We start from the raw sequence: 20,144 nt of genomic DNA on the forward strand, positions 1-20,144 counted from the left end.
GCCGGCAGGAGGCCCAGAACTGATTCGGTCAGATTTGAGACTTCCGCGGGATGCCTATGATTGAGGTACAGAATGTCTCGATGTCCAACGGTGCGAACAGCTAAAAAGACCTTTCGGTTAAGCGACGCACCAGATTTCGCTCACCGAATCGCTGGGTCAGAGACCGGGGCGCCGCTTGCTCAGCTCCAAGCCGTCGATGAGAGTCATGGGCAGGATAAGATCGTCGGACTTTTTGTCGAGCAATTCGATCAACTCCGTGTCGTTTGTGATCTTTGCAACCACCCATCGCGCGAGCATGCAGGAGACCGCCACGATGTAAGTCGCCTGGTAGTGGTGTACGTACTCCTGCTTATACTTGATGTGGAGTTCCTTGTCGCCCTGTTCTAGGAACGCGGCTACGGCGGTGTGTGTGACGTGGACGTGCTGTGAGAGAATGTGATAGCTAGTCTCAAGAAACTTTTCTTCGTCGATATCGCGAAGCATGCTCATAAATTTCGGCAATCGCTTGCCCGTCGGCGGCGCATCTAGTGACGCGACTGCTTTCGCTAGCTCTTCGTTCTTGAGCCAGACAGCTAGGTTTGTGTAGTGGTCGATACGGTCGTGAGCGACATTGACCTGGAACCGGTTGACGCCTCCGTTTACGATAAAGATCCACTGCAGTGTGACGGCGTGCTCAAGTGCTGTGCGTGCCAGTACAGCCGATTCTGCTGCGAGTCCGGCTCTAGATAGGCGGAGGTAGGCGTCGCTGTACCCCATAACGCGGGCGGCGACGCCATAGAGGAGCAAGAACTCCTCTTTGTGGACTCGATTGACGTCGAACCCTTCGGCATCTCGCAAGTGCGTGATGCAGTCCCCGATCCATACTTCGAGCGCTGGCAGGTCAGGTTTACTGGTCACATGGTGATCTTAAGTAACATGGCCGACGGTTCGCTCCTGAGGGCTCAAACTCAATTCCTTGGTCCTGCATTCGTGCCAGTAGACGGCCGCCCATTGGTTATCTGTACCTCAGTTCAAACACCACATTGTATGGTGACAATAGAACTGCAACCGTACGAGTCGAGGCGTTCGAGAGTGTCGTTGATATCTGTTGTGGAGTCGGGCTTTCCTCACAACAGGCCAGTTGGCTGACTATGCCCAGTGCGGTGGCTCGTGTTCGGGGTTGTCGAGTACGGCGTCAATTCGTTGATCTGTCACGATTTCTTCAATTGCCGCGCTTTCTGCACCGATGGTTGCGAAGTGGGGATCGACATCGTTGGTCACGCACCAAGCGCGGTCCGCTGGCCAGATAAATGCGGGATCGGGCGCGTCACCGTAAGGCCATCGGGCAGGGTTATCACTGTTCCAGTCGCCATAGTCCGCGAGCGTTCCGTGGAGCATCCAGTAATCACGGTTAGGAAACGCAAAGTTCGGTGGCGAGTCAACCGCGATGGAACCCCACCCCGCCCACATGCAGAAGTAACAGTCGTCTGGTGTACGTGTGTACCTAGACAGAATATCGAGTACTACACCAATTTGCTCATTCTCCCTGAGCTCCTGCTGCTCGAAAGAGACATCATTTATTCGTTGGCCAGGCTGACTCGGATCAGGTATGAATCTCACCCGCGCATATTTTTGATATCCAAGCGGGCCGCGTCCTGCTAGGCGTTGCCAGGGGAGTCCCTGCTCGATCATCCAGCTTGCAGCAGTTGATCCCTTGCAAAGTCCGAAGCTCATGTGACTACTATCTACCGTTCTCACTCGTTTGTGAATACGAGCAAGGTGTACCGGTGGAAGCACCTTGGACTGGAGTCCGAGATGCTTCCACCGCAACCCTCACGGTCAGATCAAGAACACGGCACTGACAGTTCCGTTCCGTAGTCCTTGTTACTGGGGTCAACGAGACCCTCGATATCTACGTCTACCACCTGTCGCCACCAGGTATCAGTAGAATTTACGCACAGCGAATTCGCTGCGGCTCTGTTATTGCTTTGATCTGCCGCGTGGATTTCGGACACTGAAGGTGGTTGATTTTCAGGCCGCGTCGAGGTGCTGCCGGTAACTGTAGTGGACGTCGTTAGGCGCTCGATAGCCGTGGGCCGAGTGCCGGCGCCGGGGATTGTAGAAACCCTCGATGTGGCGAACAACATCATGTCGCGCTTGGGATTTCGTAGCATATACGGTGCGGTAGACGCATTCGTTCTTGAGTGCGGCGAAGAAACTTTCGGCCATACTGTTGTCCCAGCATTGACCGGTCCGTCCCATCGACGATCGCATCCCCAGCGCGGCAACCGAAGCGCGGTAGGCGCGCGAGGTGTAGACGCTGCCACGGTCGGAGTGAAGGATCGCTCCTGGTTCGATCTGGGTGGTTGCAGCAGCATTGCGAAGCGCAGTGGCGACGAGTTCGGTGCGCATGTGATCGGCGATTGACCAGCCCACGACCTTGCGGGAGAAGCAGTCGATCACCGTCGCCAGATACACGAACCCCTGCCAGGTGTGGATATAAGTGATGTCGCCGACGAACTTGATGCCCGGACGGTCGGCAGCGAAGTCGCGTTCGAGCAGGTCCGGGACGCCGGCATCGTCACCGGATTCGGTGGTCGTGCGAAACGGTCTCGGCTGGCACGGCGCCAGGTCGTGCTCGCGCATGATCGACCGGACGAACTCGGGTGAGCATTCGATGCCGGCTTCGCGCAGATCCACATGGATCCGCCGATACCCGTAGGTTCCGTGCGCGGCATCGAAGAACACCCGAATATGCTGCGCCAGTGCATCTCTACGCTTCGACGTTGCCGACTGTGGTCGGCTCCGCCAGTTGTAGAAGCCGGATTTCGACACCTCGAGCCACCGGCAGCGGTCAACGATCGAAACGGGCGTGGAGTCATCGGGAACATAGGAGTCGATGAACTCGTACTTCGCCACTACCGTGGCTCCCGCGCGAAGTACGAGGCCGCTTTTTCAAGAAGGCTGCCTCTGCCCGAAGCTCACGATTCTCGCGTTCGAGCTGGTTCAAACGGGCGCGTTCGGTGAGCGTGAGATCTCCGTCGGCACCACCGCCCTGTGTTTCGCGGTACTTGGCAAGCCAGCGTCGCAGGCTGTCGTCACCGACCCCGGTAGGCCTTGGCGACTGCGCTGATCGGCTTGGACGACTCGATGACCTCTCTGCACAGCTCATCTTTGAACTCCGCCGAGAACGATCTCCGTGATCTGCTCATGCTGGTCGGACTCATTTCAGTAGATCCCTATCCTAAGCGAGTCCAATGTCCGAAATCCGTGGGCCGATCAGATCCCAGATTGAATCGATAGCGGTTCGATACGTACGCGCACCTGCTGGTGACCCCGCCGCCGCTCCTTAGAACCGCTGATTTACTTCAAGTGACGCGCCCTCGTCTTCCATGGCCCTGGCATGACGGCCAGGGGAGAGACATCAGCACAAACACCACATTGGCGCATCTCACACACGGTGCATCGACACGGGATGAGCCAAATTCCGTCAACACCGGTTGACGGTGCGGTAACTGCGTTTTGGGTGCGCAGTAGCGCCAACCATCTGAGGTGTAGTCGCATCCGGTTCGCGGTTGGCAGGCGTGACCGCAGCCGAGTCGCGTGTGGTGCATATTGTGTTGCAGGTGAACGAAAGCATCGCGAAGTGGACTGTGCCGAAAGGGTGGTGGCGGCGATCGGAGGCTGTACACGGCCGATCTCCGAAGCCATCACAGTCACGGGCAGGCGCCGTCGACATGGCGGGTTTCGACGATTTCGTGACTCGCCAGACTGACCATTTCCGCACGGTTCTCGAACATCCCGCGACGGCACCAGATCTGTGTGAAGCCGGCCTCGATTTCTTGACTGCCCGAGATGCGAGTGACCCACCGTCTGCGTTGGCAGCAGGGGCTGCCTGGTTCGTTATGACCGACCAACCACACCTGCCGATGCGAGAGCCTTTCGCGCTGGCGCTGGCCGAGCGCTACGCCGCCGGGTTCGCTGCGCAAGCACTGGTCTCGGCGGCCTCGTTGACGTTCGACTACCACCCAGATCCGCGGGGCAATCAGTACCCGTCCAGCAGGTCGCTGGGTCACCGCGCCGTCAACGATCTGATCAACGTGTGGATTTTCGAGCCGCACTCCCGGATCCGAACCTTGCTTGCTGCCTTCGACTCACACGACTATCGACAAGCCGTGGCAGACGTCAGCGGCCTTCGTGGACAGGGCATGGCGTCGAACATTGCCAGTAGCTTCCTGTTTCCCACCGAAAAACACTGGTGGCAGAACGATCTGGCGTACACAGCATCTTTGGACTACGACGTCTACGGGATCCACTATGCGATGGCGTTGCTCTCCTGTGTGGATACACCGGCGGACGTGGAATCGCTGTTCGCCATAGCGCCCGAGCGTGAGAAGGCAGTGTGGCTCATCGGACAACGCATGAACCTGATTTCGAGCATGTGCGTCAACGTCGGGCCCGGCGTGGAGCAGTATGTGGGTGAGTTGTTCGACGGTAACGTCACCGCAGCCCACAAGAAGCGCTTGGCGATGATGCTCGCCGAGTTCGACACCGACGACGGGTTCGCCGCGCTGTTGGCTCGGTCGGAGAAGAAATATGTCGAACCCGCGCTGCTGCACGCCTGCGCGTCATCGCCGGACCGGGCAGGGCGACTGCTCCCGGCGGCCACAGGTGTGGTCGCTCGCCGCCTGGCCGAGGAACACCGGCGCGTACACGCCGTCGACGACACCAGCGCAGTGGTGTCATCGACGCCCGAAGAGGCACGCGTCCGGGCGACCCTTCCTACCGTGCTCGTCGACCCGCCCTGGGAAACGATCACCGTCACGGGTGACCCACAGGTTCTCGTCGGCGACACCGTCCAGCGTCCACTGACAGTGCGTTGGGAAGAGGGCGAACGTGAAGACTACGCAACGAGCGGTGAGCCCTACGTGCCGTGGATGAGCCACACCGAGTCATGGCAGGGAAGAGTCGATCGAATCAAACAGGACACCTACTGGGGCTTGGAGACACTCGCCTATGCACCCGAAGAACTGATCAGGCCGCTGCTCACGTCGCTGCCGATGCCTCGATCGGTGTGGTATCCCGAACGAGACTTGCGCAGGATCTTGGGCCGATTCGACAACGAGGGAGCCCAGTTCGTCGTCGATGTGGCGACCGCGAAGCCTGCCCACGCAGCGCACGTTCTGATGCCGATAGACGGCACCGTCGTCGCGGCATCGATGTCGAAGTGGCTGGCCTCGAAAACGCTGCGCGGCACCGCTATCGCATGGTTCGACCGGCACATCGGTACTGCTGCCGACGATCTCATCGCTACCGCTGTCGGCCCACTCGGGCAAGAACGCCTGCAGGCGCGGCGGGCTCTGCGCTTCCTGGACCGCAGCGACCACCGCACCACAATTCTCGCCGCCGCCCGCGAGCGCGGCGCCGACACCGAATCGGATATCACCGCACTGCTAGACACCGACCCGCTCCTTGAATTGCCGACCTCGATGCCGACGCTGCCGACATGGATCGAACCAGCCCTGTTGCCACCGATCCTGACTACCGCAGCAGACACGGTTCCGGCACCCGAGGTGGCCAATTTTTGCTCGATGCTGGCGATTTCACGCATCGACTATCCCTACGCAGGCCTCGCGATCGCCGCGACCGCCCTGGACTCCGAATCCGTCGAACAGTTCGTGCTGGGGCTGTTCGAGCGCTGGCAACGTGCCGGTCACCCCGAACAACAAGGGTGGATTCTCGACGCACTCGGGATCGTCGGCACCGACGAGACCGTCCGGACACTGACGCCGCTCCTACTCCGATGGCCACTGCAGTCCGCTCACCGCCGCGCCGACATGGGCCTGACCGTCCTCGCCGCGATCGGAACCGATACCGCCCTGAGCGCGTTGTGGCGGATCGCTCAAGGCTTACGGTTCCCGGCGTTGAAAGCGAAGGCCGAAGCCCACATCGAGCGCATCGCCGACGAGATGGGATTGACCCCAGACGAACTCGCCGACCGCCTGGTCCCGGACCTCGACCTCACACCCGACGGATCACTGGACATCGACTACGGAACCAGGACATTCGCCATCCGGCTCGACGCTCGCCTGCAGCCGATCATCATCGCCGGGGACGGCACGATCCGTCGATCTCTGCCGCGCCCCGCTGCCACCGACAGCGAGACAGCCCGGGACAGCTATCAACGCTTCCTTCGATTCCGGAAAGTACTCACCCCGATTGCGGCCGAGTTGATCGAGCGGTTCGAAGACGCCATGATCACACGCCGGTCCTGGCCGTTGGCCGACGTGCGAGCGCACCTGCTGACCCACCCACTGACGTCGATCATCTGTCGAGGCGTGATCTGGCAGGTAGACGACGGCCGTACCTTCCGCCTCACCGACTTCGGTGCCGCGGTCGATAGCACCGATGACGAGATCGCTGTTGCGGTCGACGCTCACGTGAGCATCGCGCACCCTGCCCAATTCGAAGACCCGATGCTGCCGTGGCGTGCAACAACCGCAGAACACTTCGAGGTGCAGCCGTTCGCACAGCTAACGCGCCGCGTCTTCACTCCTCGAGAAGCTGAAGCGTTGACATCGTCCTACACCAACACGAAAACCAGCACCGAAGAACTGCTGGCTATGTCCAGCCGGGGCTGGCGCCGAGAAGCGCCCCAGGACAAGGGCGCCCAGATCGCCCTGCACAATTATCGCGGCCACAGCGTCGTCGCGACGATCATGGTCTATCCCGGCTTCAACATCGTAAACCCGACGCAATGGGCTACCCAGCGCATCGTCCACGTCAGCCTCACCGCCAACACCCCGGACCCCGTCGAACTCTCCGAACTCGCTCGCGATCTCGCAACCATCAACGTCGCCGCGCTCACCGGAGACGAACCCGAGCTGGAAGGCTTCGACTCCATCTGAAATCGCAGCCGGCCTTCTTCCGCCGCTGTCATCGACCGCCTCGAAATAAACTGAATTTACGTCCTCGTGACGATCACGATTGGGATTTGTCAGGGTTTCTTGACGGTGCGGAAATGTCGCTTTGCTTACCGTCCGCTCGGAAGGGACGTAAATGGTGGATCGACAGATCGTGCTCGCGAGTGGTTGCCCCGATGTGGAGAGATCGCGTCGTCGTTATTTTCCCGGGACGAACAATCGACGTTCGTTGACACAGATTCTGACCCCGATGGATTCGTGTTGATGACCGAGCTGAGTTTCGGGTTTGGGTTCGCAGTCCGTGCCGATACGGTACGGACCGTGCTCGTCCAAGGTCGTCCGGCCAACTGTTCTCGTTGACACGAGAGTGACACATCTGGGTACGTACGGGGGTGGATCGGTCTGAACGCCGATGTACGAAAAGGGCTGTGAGACAACGATAAGTGGATCCACCTGAGTCCACTAGATTGCAACCTTCCGGACTTAAAATCCGCACAGTGTCGGTTCGAGTCCGACTGGGGGCACCATGGAAGTCCAGGTCAGGCGGTTGAAAGTCATTTACTTGACCGTTCTCTCTCGATCCAGTCCGCAGTGAGTCCGCAGTAGGTTTGATGAACTCTCTCGCCGCGCTGTCGAATGCGACAGCGACACTGTCGAGGTCATCTGCGCACAGGTGGCCGTAGAGATCGAACGTCAGGATTGCGGACTTGTGTCCGAGCATCCGCTGTACGGACTCTGACGTTCGGCCTGCCTGAATCGCGAGTGACGCTGCTGTGTGGCGGAGTTCGTGCGGGATCAAGTCAGGGATACCGATCGCGCTCGCTGCCTTGTCGAAGGCCCACCGATACTCGCCGAGGGAAGATGTCCGCCCTTACGACTCGGAAAGACCAGTGAAGTCGGCGTCAGCTCACCGATGTGCGTGGCGAGACGCTCGTGCAGCGGAGACAACCCTCTCGATCTGTGCTTTTCGCGCCGCATGATCGTTCCCCTTCCGCGCGGCCCACGCGCCACGAATGTTGTCGAACGTCGCGATCAGGCCCACCGAACACGCGAGCAGAATCGGTACCCAGATTGGCGGTTCGTGCCAACCTGCTCAGCTCGAAAGACTGGACAGACTCGTCGAAATGTACCCTGACCCGTTCCAGTACAACTACCTCGGAAGTTGATGTGATGGCGAAGAAGTTCATCCCTGTCCGGGAGCGACCGGAGTATGTCGAGCTCCAAGCCAACCAATCGTTCCGGTCCTGGCTCGCGATGCAGGAGGCGGTGATGGATTTGGAATTTTTCCTTGTCGACGATCCCGACCTCGCGCAGCACAAGTTCACTCGGGAAGGGTTGGTGCGGGCTGAGTCCCACCTCCTCGATCGCCACCAGGACAAGAGGTCCGCGTTCTCCGACGTGCACCTCACGATCACGATGAGGTACGTCTACTTCATCGGTGAGACATTCCGCCGAGCGACGGAGGGGAGATGGGTCGCGCTCCCGCCCGATCCTCCGCAGCGGGGCCCAGCCTCGGCGATCGATGCGGAGTTCACTCCCGCTTTCTACGTCCCGCAGGACTACCTCGGCGTCGCGCTGACCCGCCGGACTGGGAAGGAGATCACCTTCGTCTACGACATCGCCGTGCGGAAGCACGAAGAATGGGTGGCGTCGGGTCGGAAGCCGAGCACCGGTCGGTGAGCATGGCAGATCCGACAGGTCAAGCAGTAAGCTGCCAGTTCACGGCAGTGAGGGGTGACGGTGGCAGGTTCGAGAGGCCCGATCAGGGAGACGCCGGAGTATCGAGACGCACAGTCCGATCCCCGGTTCACCTCCTGGGTGACGATGCAGGAGGCGGCGATCGAGCTCGAATTCATCGTCGCTGACGTGCCGGAGCTGAAACCGCACCTGTACACCCGCGAGGGGATAGTCCTCGCAGAACACGCTGCGCTGGAACGGTTCCCGGGCTGGCGGGACGCGTTCGCCGGAGACAACCTCACTGTCGCGATGCGTTTCGTCTACTTCATCGGTGAGACGTTTCGCCGCGCGACGGAGGGGCGCTGGGTCGCAGTCCCTCAGGCTCCGCCGAAGACGGGCGCTCTCCAGGCGATCGACGTCCAGTACAAGTCCGGTTTCCACAACCCGGCCGACATGCTCCAGATGGCGCTGGCGCAGCGGAGCGGCGACAGGATCGTGAAGGTGTTCGACTACGCGATCGAGGACCACCAGAAGTGGGTCGACGCTGGTCGGCCATCGCGAACATGATCGGAACCCGAACCAAATCATCGGGAGAATGCTTGTCACAGAATCCACTTCCGTGAGGCCCTGGTCAGGGCAAACGGTTGGATGGGGGACCGTGCATTCGACACTTCATGCAGATGACGACCGCCCTCAGGGGTGAACGCTGCGTGTCCGCAAGGCTCCGTCGTTTCTCGCTCCGTTACGGTGATGGGGACGATCCGCTGACGGTCGGACGGCGCTTCCCTGCCGATTCCTTCGATCTCGCTGTGCAGAACGGCATGCTGGTCAAGACCGCCGCTGGCGACGTGCACGACGCCATTGACGGAACAAAACCGGTCCTCGCACGAATCGTAGATCGACTTGAACAGCATCTCGAAATCCCCGATTCAGACATTGCGGACCTGACCCAACGTGGAGGCGATATTCGTCAATCACCGACGATGACAATAAGAATTTGAAGGATCTACGCCCCTTGGTTGCCGGGCTGTGGCCGCCAACGAGCCGGGGCAGTGGCAAACTCTCGCACGCATCCTTAACGACTCCGACCCACCACAGTCCGCGGATCTGAAGACCTGTCACAGCATGCTGAGGGAAATCAAGAAACGGCATATGGTGAAGACACCGGCGGACGCGCATTAGCCAGCAGCCGATTCACGCAAGTACACCTCGGGTCGAGGGTGTCGCCGCACTATCTCACCAAACGCCAACTTGGAGTGCAGGTCACGTCAGAGATAGACCTCATTGCAGTGCTGGCGCTCGATACTGCGCGGCTGGACACCGCCCATCTGGTTAGCTTAGGCTAAATTTCGTACCGAGGGGATGAGGTATCACGTGGTGATCAAGAGAGTGCAGCGCTTCTTCTATGCCGAGGTGGTGAGGACGGCGCGCATCTCGCCCTCGCTTGTGCGAGTCGTATTCAGCGGTGATGGATTGCCTGACTACACGTCCAACGGCACTGCGGACGAGTGCGTCTCGCTGTACTTCCCCGGTGACGGCGAAGACAGGCCGCCGGCGATGACCGAGAAGGAGGGCGACTGGGCGTATCACGACATCGACGAACCCGAGCATCGCAACTATACGGTTCGGAGCTGGGACGCGACCGCCAAGGAAATGTCGATCGACTTCGTCGCTCACGAGGGCGGAATCGCGGCGACGTGGGCCCTGACGGCGGCACCCGGCGATGTCATCGGACTGTGGGGGCCACGAGGATGGTACGACCCGCCGACGGGCACGCGTTGGCAGCTGCTCGTCGCAGACCTGACCGGGCTTCCGGCTCTGTCTCGAGCCATCGAAGAGCTGCCGGACGGGTTCCCGGTTCGGGCGATCGTCGAAGTCCTCGACGAAGGTGACAAAATTCCGATCGAGACGAATGCGGACCTGAGCATCGAGTGGCTTATCGGCGGAAACGGGCAGGGGCCGTCGCGGCTGGCTGACGCCGTGCGCGACGAGCCGCTTCCGGACGGACCCTTGTACGTGTGGTTTGCCGGAGAGGCGGCCGCGAGCCGGGCGGTGCGCAAGTACCTGCGCACAGAGCGCGGATTGAGCAACGCGCAGTTCGAAACCATCGGATACTGGCGCGTTCGCGCTGAAGAGTGGCTGCACAAGTACGAAGCGGTCGAAGACCGGCTTCACAGCGAGTATCAGCAGTTGATCGACGCCGGAGTCGACGAGGCAGACGCCGAGAACCGCTGGGAGGACATGCTCGAAGAAGCCGGGCTGTAGCTGCCCCGTCGCTACTTCGTCCGTCGACCGGTCGTCCGGACAGTTCGGTGACGCCCGTTGCGTCCATTGCCGTCAGTACTGCCGAGTCGTCGGACGCGGTCCACTGGCGGATGAGCTTCTGGTGCGGGAACCGGCCCCGGGCCGGACCGGATGTGGAAGGACCGTCTTGCTGGATGTCGCGTTCGGCGATCGCGCATCCAGGCGAACATGCGGGCTGAAGGTAGCCTAGCCTTAACTCGATTTCCTTGCTACCCTCCGGTGCGAAATGTCCGCATCACGAGCCGAACCTGCCGGTGACTGTGTCTGCGAACGTTCGACCGACCCGCACTTCTGATGTACACGAGAGGAACCTCGATGAAACCGCTTACCGCGCCCAGACGCGCGACAGCACTGCTTGCCGGGCTGGTGAGTGTCGGCCTGGTGCTCGCGGGTTGCTCGAGCGACTCGTCCGACGGCGCCAGCAGCGATGCCTCGGGCAGCAGTGAGTCGAGCACCGGTGCGTTCCCGGTCACGATCGACGCCGCCTACGGCGACGTCACCGTCGAAGAGAAGCCTGAGCGGATCGTCGCTGTGGGCACTGACTGGATCGGACTGTTGGACATTCTCGGCGAGAAGCCGATCGCGGTGTCGGGCGAAGCATCCGACCTCGATGACTACCCGTGGTTGCAGGGTCTGTACGACGGCGATTTCAACGCAAACCTTTTCACCGCGGAAGGTACGGATTCGCCGGAAGCGATTGCCGCGCTGGATCCCGACCTGATTCTGACGAGCGTGTGGGGCGTCGACGAGCAGCTCTACGAGCGTCTTTCGTCCATCGCGCCCACCTATGTCGGTCTGGAAACGCAGGACGAAGGCGGCGACACCAGCTGGCAGGACAATCTGGCTTCCCTCGCTGCACTCACCGGGCACGACGAGAAGATCGTCGGCGAGACCGAGGCCACGTACGAGGCCACGTTGTCGGAGGCCGCCGCGAAATTACCTGAACTGCAGGGCAAGACGTTCCAGCTGGGAGTGCTGGACGGCGACGATCAGCAGCTGTGGCTCACCGAGTACGCGAACGAGCCCATCGAGGCCTTGGGATTGACTCCCGGAGACGGGCAGCCGACAGGTGAGGGCGACAGCGTCGCGGCGAACGCGCCCAAGTATTCGCTCGAGAACATCGAGAAATTCTCCGCTGACGTCGTGTTCATCGTCACTCATGAGTATGCCGACCCGGAGAACACGTTCAGGACGGCGTTCGAAGCCGATCCCCGCGTTCCCGAGCTTGCCGCCGCGAAGAACGGGACGCTCGTCTACCTCTACGGTCCGCAGTGGCTCGCGGTGAATCCACCCACTCCGTCGAGCGTGAAGTGGTGGGTCGACCAGGTCGTTCCGCAGCTCGAGGCATCGACGCTCAACACGGGCGCATAGCTCAGCCTTTTCATCCAGCCGCCTCGTAGCGAGCGAGGCGGCTGGATGTGCGCCGACCACCAGAGAGACGAATCGAGTGACAACGCGAACCGGACATGCTCCTCCACCCGCTGAGACGCCGGAGGGTGTTCGGCGCGCAACAGCGTCGACGAGCGTGGGACGGCGCGCGCTGGGATTGTTCATCGCGATCGCTTCGTTGATCGTCTTGGTGCTCCTGAGCATCGCCGTCGGATCGAAGGACATCCCGCTGTCGGTGGTGTTCGACTCACTCCTGCACAACACCGGCAAAGGCGACGCGTACGTCGTGTGGGACATGCGCATTCCGCGAACCGCAGTGGGTCTCGCCGTCGGCGTCGCGCTCGGGGTGTCCGGTGCACTCATTCAGGCTTTGACGCGTAATCCGCTCGCCGATCCCGGCATTCTCGGTGTCAACGCCGGCGCCGAATTCTTTGTCGTCGTTGGCATCGCGGTGTTCGGTGTGACCACCGTCAGTGGGTACGTCTGGTTCGCTTTCCTCGGCGCACTGGTCGTCACGGTCGTCGTCTACGTGATCGGTTCGATGGGGCGCGGTGGCGCAGACCCGGTCCACCTGACGCTGGCGGGTGTCGCGTTCGGAGCGGTCCTGTCCGGCATCGTTACCGGTTGGGTTCTGACCGATCCGAAGACGTTCGATCAGATGCGCGGTTGGTATGCAGGCAGCCTCGTCGATCGGGGATGGGACGTTCTGTTGCCGGTGGTTCCGTTCCTGATCATCGGGGTGGTGCTGGCCGCGATCGCGGCCAGTGCGCTGAACACCATCGCACTGGGGGACGACCTGGCGAGTGCACTCGGCGCGCACGTCAATCGCACGCGCGTGATCGTGATCATCGCGGTGACGCTGTTGGCCGGCGGCGCGACGGCGATCGCCGGTCCGATCGGATTCGTGGGCCTCATGGTTCCGCACGTCGCGCGCTGGATCGTCGGCCCGGACCAGCGCTGGATCATCGGTTACACCCTCGTCCTCGCGCCATCGCTGGTGCTGGCCGCCGACATCGTCGGACGCGTGGTCATCCGGCCGGGTGAGTTTCCAGTCGGCATCGTGACTGCATTCGTCGGTGCCCCGGTGCTCATTTATCTCGTCCGCCGACCGAAGGTGACTGGGCTGTGAGTTTCGCAGGCGTCGCGCGTGCGTCCGAACGGCGGGTAGATTTCGGACACCGCACGCTCGTGGTACGCAAGGGCGGGTGGGCCACGCGCTGGCACGGACGGAGTGTCCTCGTCTGCGCCGTTCTGGCGGTGGCGACGCTCGCGGTGACGGTATGGTCTCTGACCCTTGGTGACTATCCGCTGAGCCTCGGACAGGTGTGGGCTGCCGTCACCGGAAATCCCGATGCCGGTTTCGCTCGCACGGTCGTCGTCGAATGGCGGGCGCCGCGGGCAGTTGCGGCGGTCGTGTTCGGTGCCGCGTTGGGGGTGTCCGGCGCGGCTTTCCAGTCGCTGATCCGCAACCCGCTGGCGTCACCGGACATCATCGGTTTCAGCGCGGGGTCCTACTCGGGCGCGCTGGTCGTGATCATCGTGATCCACGGTTCGTATCTGCAGTTGGCCGCGGGGGCCCTGGTCGGTGGTCTCGCGACGGCAGCCATCGTTTATCTCCTCGCGTGGCGCGGTGGGGTACAGGGCTTTCGGCTGATCATCGTCGGAATCGCAATGTCCGCGATGTTGACCTCCCTCAACACATGGTTGATGCTGAACGCAAAACTCAAGGTCGCCATGAGTGCCGCCGCGTGGGGTGCCGGATCGCTTACCGGTACGAGTTGGGGTCAAGCCCTGATCGGCAGCGGTGTCATCCTCCTGCTCTTCGGCGTGCTTGCCGTATTCTCACCGGCCCTCAAACAGCTCGAACTCGGTGACGACGCCGCGAAGGCTACGGGTGCGCGTGTGGAAAGTGTGCGCCTCGTCGTGCTCGTGGTCGGTGTAGCGCTCACCGCGACCGTGACGGCCGCGGCGGGGCCGATCGTGTTCGTCGCGCTCGCGGCGCCCCAGATCGCCCGTCGTCTGGCTCGCAGCCCGGGGATCACCCTCGCGCCTGCGGCGTTCACGGGTGCGTTCTTGCTGGCCGGGGCCGACGTGACGGCGCAGCACCTACTTCCGGTCGAGTTGCCGGTCGGTGTGGTGACCGTGGTCGCCGGCGGCGGGTTTCTCGTGTGGCTGCTTATCCGTGAGGTGCGCCGTCAACGCTGAGACAAGTGTCCTCGGAGGTCTCGACCATACCCCCGAGTGGCGGTGTTCCTGTAGAGGAATCCTTGGGCCGGATGGGTGTCGATTGTATGTCGCACAAGCGATCCCACCATAATGGCAGCGATGCGGTCGATGTATCTGGGTTGCAGAATTCGCTAGTCAGCGATGTTCAGGTGGACCCACATCTGGGGACTTGAAATGGTCGTCTGCTGTCCCGGCAGCGTACGGCCAGGTCGGCGTAGTGCGCCTCGGTGCTCACGCACAACTGTCGTACTGCCGACAGCGGCATCCGACGCGTTCCGTTGGTCGCAACTCCGAGGTCACGGCCACGGCCGTCACTGACAGCCCCGACTGACAGTGCTACGGGGAGGTCAATTCGTTCCACAGGTCGTCGACGACATCGGCGAGGTCAGGAGGCAAACAACTGGCGTCGTAACAGGATTCGGGTACCAATGCCGGCGGTGCAGGCACCGAAGCCTCCGGCGCGTCTCCGGGCACCACCAGCCGCGACGTCACCGCCGTCGGCACGCCGCCGGCAGGGGCGAGAGTGCCCCATTGTTCGACGCCGTCGACATTCGGCACCGTGGTGCACCCCCAGTACAGGTCGTAGACCCCGTCGGGAAGGGCAGTGGATCCGTTCGGGCCATCCTCTGTGAACACCTCCAGAGTCACTGTTCTCGTGGTGCCGGGCAGGATCAAGGCACTCGGATCGACAGGGTTGACGTAGCCGAACGGCGGCCGCGATTCTCTGTCCGCCACCGAACCTGAAGGCAACCCGAACAGCTTGCAGCCGATCACAGCTGCCGATCGGTTGGTGATGGTCGCGGTGGCGATATTGCCCGACACCGCCGACACAGTCGTGACATCAGCCGGCGCCGCGTTCGCATCCACGGAGCACAGCACAACCGCTGAGACGCAGAACAATACGACTGTCACTGTGCGCCGCGCGAATTGCCCGATCATTCTCGAACCCGGACCGTCCTCGGTGTTGCTGCGGAGTGTCGTTGTCACTTGGGCGCTTCCGAGGTCGGAGTCGGAACGGTGGCGGCCGGGGCGCCGGGTACGTCGGATGCTCCGTAGAGCGTGCCGATGATGGACTTCCCCACCACTACTGCGGCGTTCTGTCCGTCGACCGGGGAGGCCGAGAGATTCGTGCCGATGATGATGGTGTCGCCCGTGTCGAGGTTGTAGGCCATGAACGAGGAGAAGCCGGGCAGTTGACCATCGTGGCCGAAAATGCCGGGGGCGAACTGCGCGATCCCGAGGCCATAACCGACTCCCTTCGGTGAGCCGGAGCTCATCGACTGCACACTGTCGAGACGCAGCTTCTGGGTGTCGTCGTCGAGCAAGCCGCCGCCGACAAGGGCTTTCACGTACACAGCGAGGTCGGTGGGGGTGGAGATCGCGCCGCCGGCCGTCCACGCCCACGATGGGTTCGCATCCGTTTGGTCGAGCGGCTTCAGGGTTCCGCTCAGCGCATCGGGCAGTTGAGCGGCGGGAACGGCGTACGAGTCGATCGTGTCGACGTTAGTGCCGAACTGATAGCCCTGCGGGTGGGTGTCGGGGATCGACGAATCGTCCGGCGCCGGCAGGTGGGTGTGTGTGAGGCCGAGCGGAGAGAAGATGCGCTCGTCGAACGCTTCCGAGGCCGACATTCCGGTGAGCTGTTCGATCACCACCCCGAGCAGCACGATGTTGGTATTGCTGTAATCGAAGACCTGAGCCGGAGCCGCATTGGCCGGATGAGAGAAGGCGATCGCGAGCAGCTCATCCGCCGTCCACGCCTTCTGCGGCTCCGCATCCAGCGTGGCATTGAAGGCCGGGTCGAAGGTGTAACTGTAGAGCCCGCTGCGCATCTCGGAAAGATCGGCGATGGTGATGTCGTCCCCGCCCGGCACATCGGGCCGAAACTTCGAGATCGGGTCGTCGAGCGAGAGAACGCCCTCTTGGACGAGCTGCAGGATGACGGTCGAGGTCATGGTCTTGGTGTTGCTGCCGATGCGCAGGTAGTCATCGACTGTTATCGGCACATCTCGGCCGAGCTCAGCCGTGCCGAATGTCGAAGTCCAGTCCCCCTTCGAGGGCGATTGCACCATGACGACGACGCCCGGGATGGCGTTGTCTGTCATGACTGTGGGGATGGCGTCACGCAGCTTGGCCGAATAGTCGGGTTCGGCCGCCGTTGTCGGAGTTTCGGTGGCGCCGGTCGATGTGTCGGCGGAGCCGGTCGACGGCTGCGTCGTGCATGCGCTCATGGCGAGCACTGCTACGGCGGCGATCGCGAAGACGGCTCGACTTTTGGTGTTCGTCACGATCTTCACGCTCGACTCACGGCAAGAGAGAGCTCGGCCGCAGAGTTCGGGGACAGCCGATTGCCTATTTCCCGGTGCCCACACGCGCCGTCAGGTGCGGTGATGAGCAGGAAATCTTTGTCGCAGTAGAGCATTCCAGTGCTGGAGGTCATCGGAGACTGTCCTTTTAGCGAGCTGATTGTCGCGGTCGAAACGGTAGGCAGTAGTGCAAGGGCGAAGTTCTGCATCTCAGCTGACCGTCGGGGCAGGCAGAACACCCAGTTGGGTGAGAAGACCGGCGACGTCCATGATCAACCGACTTTCGGTCATCTGACCGTTGCGGTATCGGTCGATGGTCCACGCGTCGACGCTGACCCGGTGGCCCGTCGCCGGGATACCCATGAACTCGCCGCGATGCGTTCCTGTCCACGTCGAGTACGCCATGATGCGGTCGTCCTCGGCGAGCGTGTCGCGGATAGTCCAGTGCAGGTCGGGAAATGCAGCGAACAGACCGGCGAGTACCTCGGCGAGCCCGGCCCGGCCCGGACCCTGCCCGGGAAACGGTATCTGCTCCACAAAGTCTTCGGCGACAATGTCTTTCATCGCCAGGTCGAGGTCGCGCCCGTTGATCACTTCTTCGATGAAGCGCTGCAGCAGCACGCGCATATCTTGCGTCCGAGTGTCCGAGCCGGTTTCAGGCATTGAATTTCCTTTCGATCGACAATCGTCTACATCGCTGCGCGACCGCACCGTCGCACTATCGCTGATAGTATATCTATCGCTGATAGTTCAACAAGATGTTCGTTCGAAGGGAGACTCGCGCTCGTATAAAATCTTCTATCGTTCATAGTTTTTCTATCGTGGATTGGGTGGTGACGTGTCAGAGGCCGATCAGCCCGGGGTCGAGCCCTCCGCGCCCGACCGTCGCGCCTTGCGCCGGGCCGCAAAGATCGCGACGATCGTCTCCGAGGCCTGGGCGCTCAGCCGAGCAGACGGGTTGGCCGGAATCTCGTTGCGCGATCTGGCTGAACGGGTAGATCTGCGCCAGCCGTCGCTGTACGCCTATTTCGACTCCAAGCTGGCGCTCTACGACGCGATGTTCGCGGACGGCAACCGTCAGTTACTCGCATACACCGCAGACCTGACGCCGACTGGCAATCCCGAACTGGATCTGACCGAGTTCGTCGGCCGAGTAGTTCGATTCTCGAGCGACGACGTCGAACGTCACCAGCTGCTGTTCCAGCGCACCATCCCTGGGTTCGAACCATCCCCGGAGTCCTACGCGATTGCCATCGAATTCCTGAACCGCGGTGCGGCGCTGCTGCAGGCGGCCGGCGTTGACCGCGCGGAGGACGTCGACCTGTTCACCGCGATGTGCGCAGGTCTGACTCACCAGCAGGTGGCCAACGACCCCGGCGGCGATCGCTGGGTCGCGCAGGCGCGCCGGGTCGTGACAATGTTCCTCACCGAAGTCCGGCAGCAGCCCAGAGAGTAAGCGTGAGCGCCCGAGTCTGTAGGACAGGGGGATGGGCGTCGATGCTCCAGTGACACCGGGGCAGACGCAACAAAAGATTGCCGAGTGTCCGCTGTTCCTGTTTTCGCGCCAGAAGTTCGTCTCGCCGAGGCGCGGGCAGTGGTTGCCGCCGCACCTGAACGCATCATCTGGCTGGGCGCCTACGGCAGCACCGCAACGCATCTTCGGTGCTGTTGAGATGGGAATCGGTTTCCAGTCGTGCCCGGTTCTCGTCGCCGGCGACGATGGCCTTGTACAACTCGTCCGTATTCGCGCCGCACGCCAGCGTCTGATGAAAGCTGCGGAGCAGACTGCGAAGCAGGGGCAGATGATCGATTTGCGGGTCACCGCTGGCTACCACCGGCTCTGGCTACGTGAGCTGGAGCTGGCAGCGGATGTGCACATGAAGGTGCAGGAAGAGAAGGCCGCCGACCGGGAATGACGCGAAGGGTCGCGCGAGCAACGCAAGGTGCAGCAAGAGCTGCAGGCGGCCCGGGCGAAGATCGAAGGAGCTCGCGCACTACAAGCAACGCCGTCGCTGCGTTGGAAGCGGGCGGGTTCTCGAGGGTGCGGAACGGTTGCGGGTCAAGCTCGCTGACGCGCAGCGTGCGCTCGATGACGTCGACTATCGGGTTGCGAACATTCGGGCGGGCACGTGCGCGTGATCTCGAATATAGGGGGCTTTCCGTTTCAACACGGTCAAGATCGGGATGACGCGCAGCCTGGAGCCGATGGACCGGGTTCGTGAGCTCGGTGATGCGTCGGTGCCGTTTCGGTTCGATGTGCATTCTCTGTTCTTCGCGGACGATGCGGTATCGGTGGAAGCGGAACTCCATATGCCTTGTTCGTAACCGCGAAGTGCGTCCTCCTCCTGCGTGCGTAGTCGAGTCGTTTGGTGAGACAAGCGAGAAGGCGGCGACCGCGGTCTACGTGTGCCCGCTTCGGAGAAGTGCCACGAAAGCCGAAGTCGCTGCCGATACATGCCCGGTCCGAGGGACGAAGACACAGATCGGTGGATGGGCCGGGGCCGAGTCCAACGAGTGGATCCGTACCGGCGGCCCGTGCGATGCGGCAGCCGACCGTGCCACAACGGCAACACCAAGACCTGCGGAGACAAGTTCGCGGATACTTGCCGGGCTGTACGTTTCGAATTCCATTCGTGGGACGAAATTGTCTGATGCCGCCCAGCGCTCGAGCAGCGTATGCAGCCCGCTTCCTTTGGGCAGACAGACGAACGGGTGTTCCCTCAGTTCCGACAGGGTCCGGATGTCCGACGGCGTGCAGTCGCGTGAGGTGATGGCGACCAGCGATTCATCGGACAAAGCGCTGGCGGAAAAGCGCGGGTCCTCTCCATGAGAAGGGCCTATCGCGACGTCCAACGAACCCGCGTCGAGCTCGGACAGTAGGTCACCGATCAGTCCGGATCGCAAAACAAGGGCCACGCCAGGGTGCCGGGCCTTGAAGGTCGCAAGCAATTGCGGCAGACGCAGAGCCCCGGTTATCGGGGTCGCCCCTACCCGAACGCGTCCCCTGCTTACCGATCGAGCCGCTTCCATCACATCGGATGCAGCATCGAGTTCGACGAGGACCCGCTGGACATGGACGAGGAAAAGCTCACCTGCATGAGTCAGCGACAGATGACGGGTGGTGCGTCTCAACAGGACTGAGCCAAGTTCTTTCTCCAGAAGCCTGATCTGCGCGGAAACGGCAGGTTGGGCGACGTGGAGATGTTCTGCGGCCCGTGTGAAGCCGCCGAGACGGACAACCGCCTCGAAATATCTCAGTTGCCGAAGCTCCATGATTCATCGTATCTCGTTATAACTGACAGTCAGAACGGATATTTCACTTACGTATGAAAGGGGTGGA

At 61.9% G+C, this 20,144-nt stretch carries 19 protein-coding genes and 1 pseudogene; 11 read left to right on the top strand and 9 right to left on the bottom strand.

What is annotated here, in order from left to right:
• Window positions 1-156 precede the first annotated feature (156 nt).
• The 3 genes and pseudogenes from RY1_RS08585 to RY1_RS08595 form a co-directional block, all read right to left on the bottom strand.
• Window positions 157-897 (bottom strand): DUF5677 domain-containing protein, encoded by a 741-nt coding sequence (locus tag RY1_RS08585; protein ID WP_072803133.1) that lies wholly within the window; start codon window positions 895-897, stop codon window positions 157-159.
• Between the two features lie 231 nt (window positions 898-1,128).
• On the bottom strand, window positions 1,129-1,713 hold the full coding sequence (locus RY1_RS08590; RefSeq protein ID WP_072803134.1) for a hypothetical protein: 585 nt from the start codon (window positions 1,711-1,713) through the stop codon (window positions 1,129-1,131).
• A 297-nt stretch (window positions 1,714-2,010) separates the two neighbouring features.
• A pseudogene (locus RY1_RS08595) lies at window positions 2,011-3,191 on the bottom strand (IS3 family transposase).
• 693 nt (window positions 3,192-3,884) lie between these two features.
• Between RY1_RS08595 and RY1_RS08605 the strand changes: the two are divergent.
• Window positions 3,885-6,887 carry a DUF4132 domain-containing protein gene (locus tag RY1_RS08605; protein WP_169914603.1) on the top strand — a complete coding sequence of 1,001 codons (3,003 nt, stop codon included), beginning with the start codon at window positions 3,885-3,887 and terminating at the stop codon, window positions 6,885-6,887.
• Between the two features lie 73 nt (window positions 6,888-6,960).
• Here RY1_RS08605 and RY1_RS08610 read toward each other — a convergent pair whose 3' ends face one another.
• A complete protein-coding gene (locus tag RY1_RS08610) occupies window positions 6,961-7,701 on the bottom strand; it encodes a site-specific integrase (protein ID WP_072803138.1) in 741 nt (246 codons plus the stop codon).
• 470 nt (window positions 7,702-8,171) lie between these two features.
• Here RY1_RS08610 and RY1_RS08615 point away from each other — a divergent pair, with 470 nt between their 5' ends.
• The 7 genes from RY1_RS08615 to RY1_RS08645 all read left to right on the top strand — a co-directional run bounded on the left by RY1_RS08615 (window position 8,172) and on the right by RY1_RS08645 (window position 14,477).
• Window positions 8,172-8,582 carry a hypothetical protein gene (locus RY1_RS08615; RefSeq protein WP_139279774.1) on the top strand — a complete coding sequence of 137 codons (411 nt, stop codon included), beginning with the start codon at window positions 8,172-8,174 and terminating at the stop codon, window positions 8,580-8,582.
• A 60-nt stretch (window positions 8,583-8,642) separates the two neighbouring features.
• Window positions 8,643-9,146, top strand: a complete 504-nt coding sequence (locus RY1_RS08620; protein ID WP_139279775.1) for a hypothetical protein — start codon at window positions 8,643-8,645, stop codon at window positions 9,144-9,146.
• Between the two features lie 113 nt (window positions 9,147-9,259).
• The gene (locus tag RY1_RS08625) at window positions 9,260-9,580 is read left to right on the top strand and encodes a hypothetical protein (RefSeq protein WP_072803141.1); all 321 of its coding nucleotides are present in this window, start codon (window positions 9,260-9,262) and stop codon (window positions 9,578-9,580) included.
• A 373-nt stretch (window positions 9,581-9,953) separates the two neighbouring features.
• Window positions 9,954-10,844, top strand: a complete 891-nt coding sequence (locus RY1_RS08630; RefSeq protein WP_084727263.1) for a siderophore-interacting protein — start codon at window positions 9,954-9,956, stop codon at window positions 10,842-10,844.
• Window positions 10,845-11,198: 354 nt separating this feature from the next.
• Window positions 11,199-12,254: an ABC transporter substrate-binding protein gene (locus RY1_RS08635; RefSeq protein WP_072803384.1), complete on the top strand. Its 1,056-nt coding sequence runs from the start codon at window positions 11,199-11,201 to the stop codon at window positions 12,252-12,254.
• Window positions 12,255-12,408: 154 nt separating this feature from the next.
• Window positions 12,409-13,401: an iron chelate uptake ABC transporter family permease subunit gene (locus tag RY1_RS08640; RefSeq protein ID WP_245819560.1), complete on the top strand. Its 993-nt coding sequence runs from the start codon at window positions 12,409-12,411 to the stop codon at window positions 13,399-13,401.
• Window positions 13,398-14,477: a FecCD family ABC transporter permease gene (locus RY1_RS08645; protein WP_072803143.1), complete on the top strand. Its 1,080-nt coding sequence runs from the start codon at window positions 13,398-13,400 to the stop codon at window positions 14,475-14,477. Before RY1_RS08640 ends, RY1_RS08645 begins: the two co-directional genes overlap by 4 nt.
• A 357-nt stretch (window positions 14,478-14,834) precedes the next feature.
• Here RY1_RS08645 and RY1_RS08650 read toward each other — a convergent pair whose 3' ends face one another.
• The 4 genes from RY1_RS08650 to RY1_RS08660 form a co-directional block, all read right to left on the bottom strand.
• The gene (locus RY1_RS08650; protein WP_245819561.1) at window positions 14,835-15,485 is read right to left on the bottom strand and encodes a hypothetical protein; all 651 of its coding nucleotides are present in this window, start codon (window positions 15,483-15,485) and stop codon (window positions 14,835-14,837) included.
• On the bottom strand, window positions 15,482-16,786 hold the full coding sequence (locus tag RY1_RS08655; protein WP_218019779.1) for a serine hydrolase domain-containing protein: 1,305 nt from the start codon (window positions 16,784-16,786) through the stop codon (window positions 15,482-15,484). The genes RY1_RS08650 and RY1_RS08655 overlap by 4 nt, the downstream gene beginning before the upstream one ends.
• Window positions 16,787-16,791: 5 nt before the next feature.
• Entirely contained in the window at window positions 16,792-16,938 is a 147-nt protein-coding gene (locus tag RY1_RS29930; RefSeq protein ID WP_156376384.1) for a hypothetical protein, read from the bottom strand.
• A 76-nt stretch (window positions 16,939-17,014) separates the two neighbouring features.
• Window positions 17,015-17,467 (bottom strand): ester cyclase, encoded by a 453-nt coding sequence (locus tag RY1_RS08660; RefSeq protein WP_084727264.1) that lies wholly within the window; start codon window positions 17,465-17,467, stop codon window positions 17,015-17,017.
• 175 nt (window positions 17,468-17,642) lie between these two features.
• Here RY1_RS08660 and RY1_RS08665 point away from each other — a divergent pair, with 175 nt between their 5' ends.
• From RY1_RS08665 to RY1_RS30965, 3 genes are all read left to right on the top strand, one after another.
• Entirely contained in the window at window positions 17,643-18,260 is a 618-nt protein-coding gene (locus RY1_RS08665; protein WP_072803144.1) for a TetR/AcrR family transcriptional regulator, read from the top strand.
• A 31-nt stretch (window positions 18,261-18,291) separates the two neighbouring features.
• Window positions 18,292-18,720 carry an SNIPE associated domain-containing protein gene (locus RY1_RS29935; RefSeq protein WP_156376385.1) on the top strand — a complete coding sequence of 143 codons (429 nt, stop codon included), beginning with the start codon at window positions 18,292-18,294 and terminating at the stop codon, window positions 18,718-18,720.
• A gap of 262 nt (window positions 18,721-18,982) precedes the next feature.
• Window positions 18,983-19,129, top strand: a complete 147-nt coding sequence (locus RY1_RS30965; protein ID WP_371829460.1) for a GIY-YIG nuclease family protein — start codon at window positions 18,983-18,985, stop codon at window positions 19,127-19,129.
• 75 nt (window positions 19,130-19,204) lie between these two features.
• On the opposite strand, the gene RY1_RS08675 is transcribed toward RY1_RS30965, so the two are convergent.
• Window positions 19,205-20,077: a LysR family transcriptional regulator gene (locus RY1_RS08675; protein ID WP_072803146.1), complete on the bottom strand. Its 873-nt coding sequence runs from the start codon at window positions 20,075-20,077 to the stop codon at window positions 19,205-19,207.
• Window positions 20,078-20,144: the final 67 nt, after the last annotated feature.

This window comes from Rhodococcus yunnanensis NBRC 103083 (assembly GCF_001895005.1).
Lineage (GTDB): Bacteria > Actinomycetota > Actinomycetes > Mycobacteriales > Mycobacteriaceae > Rhodococcoides > Rhodococcoides yunnanense.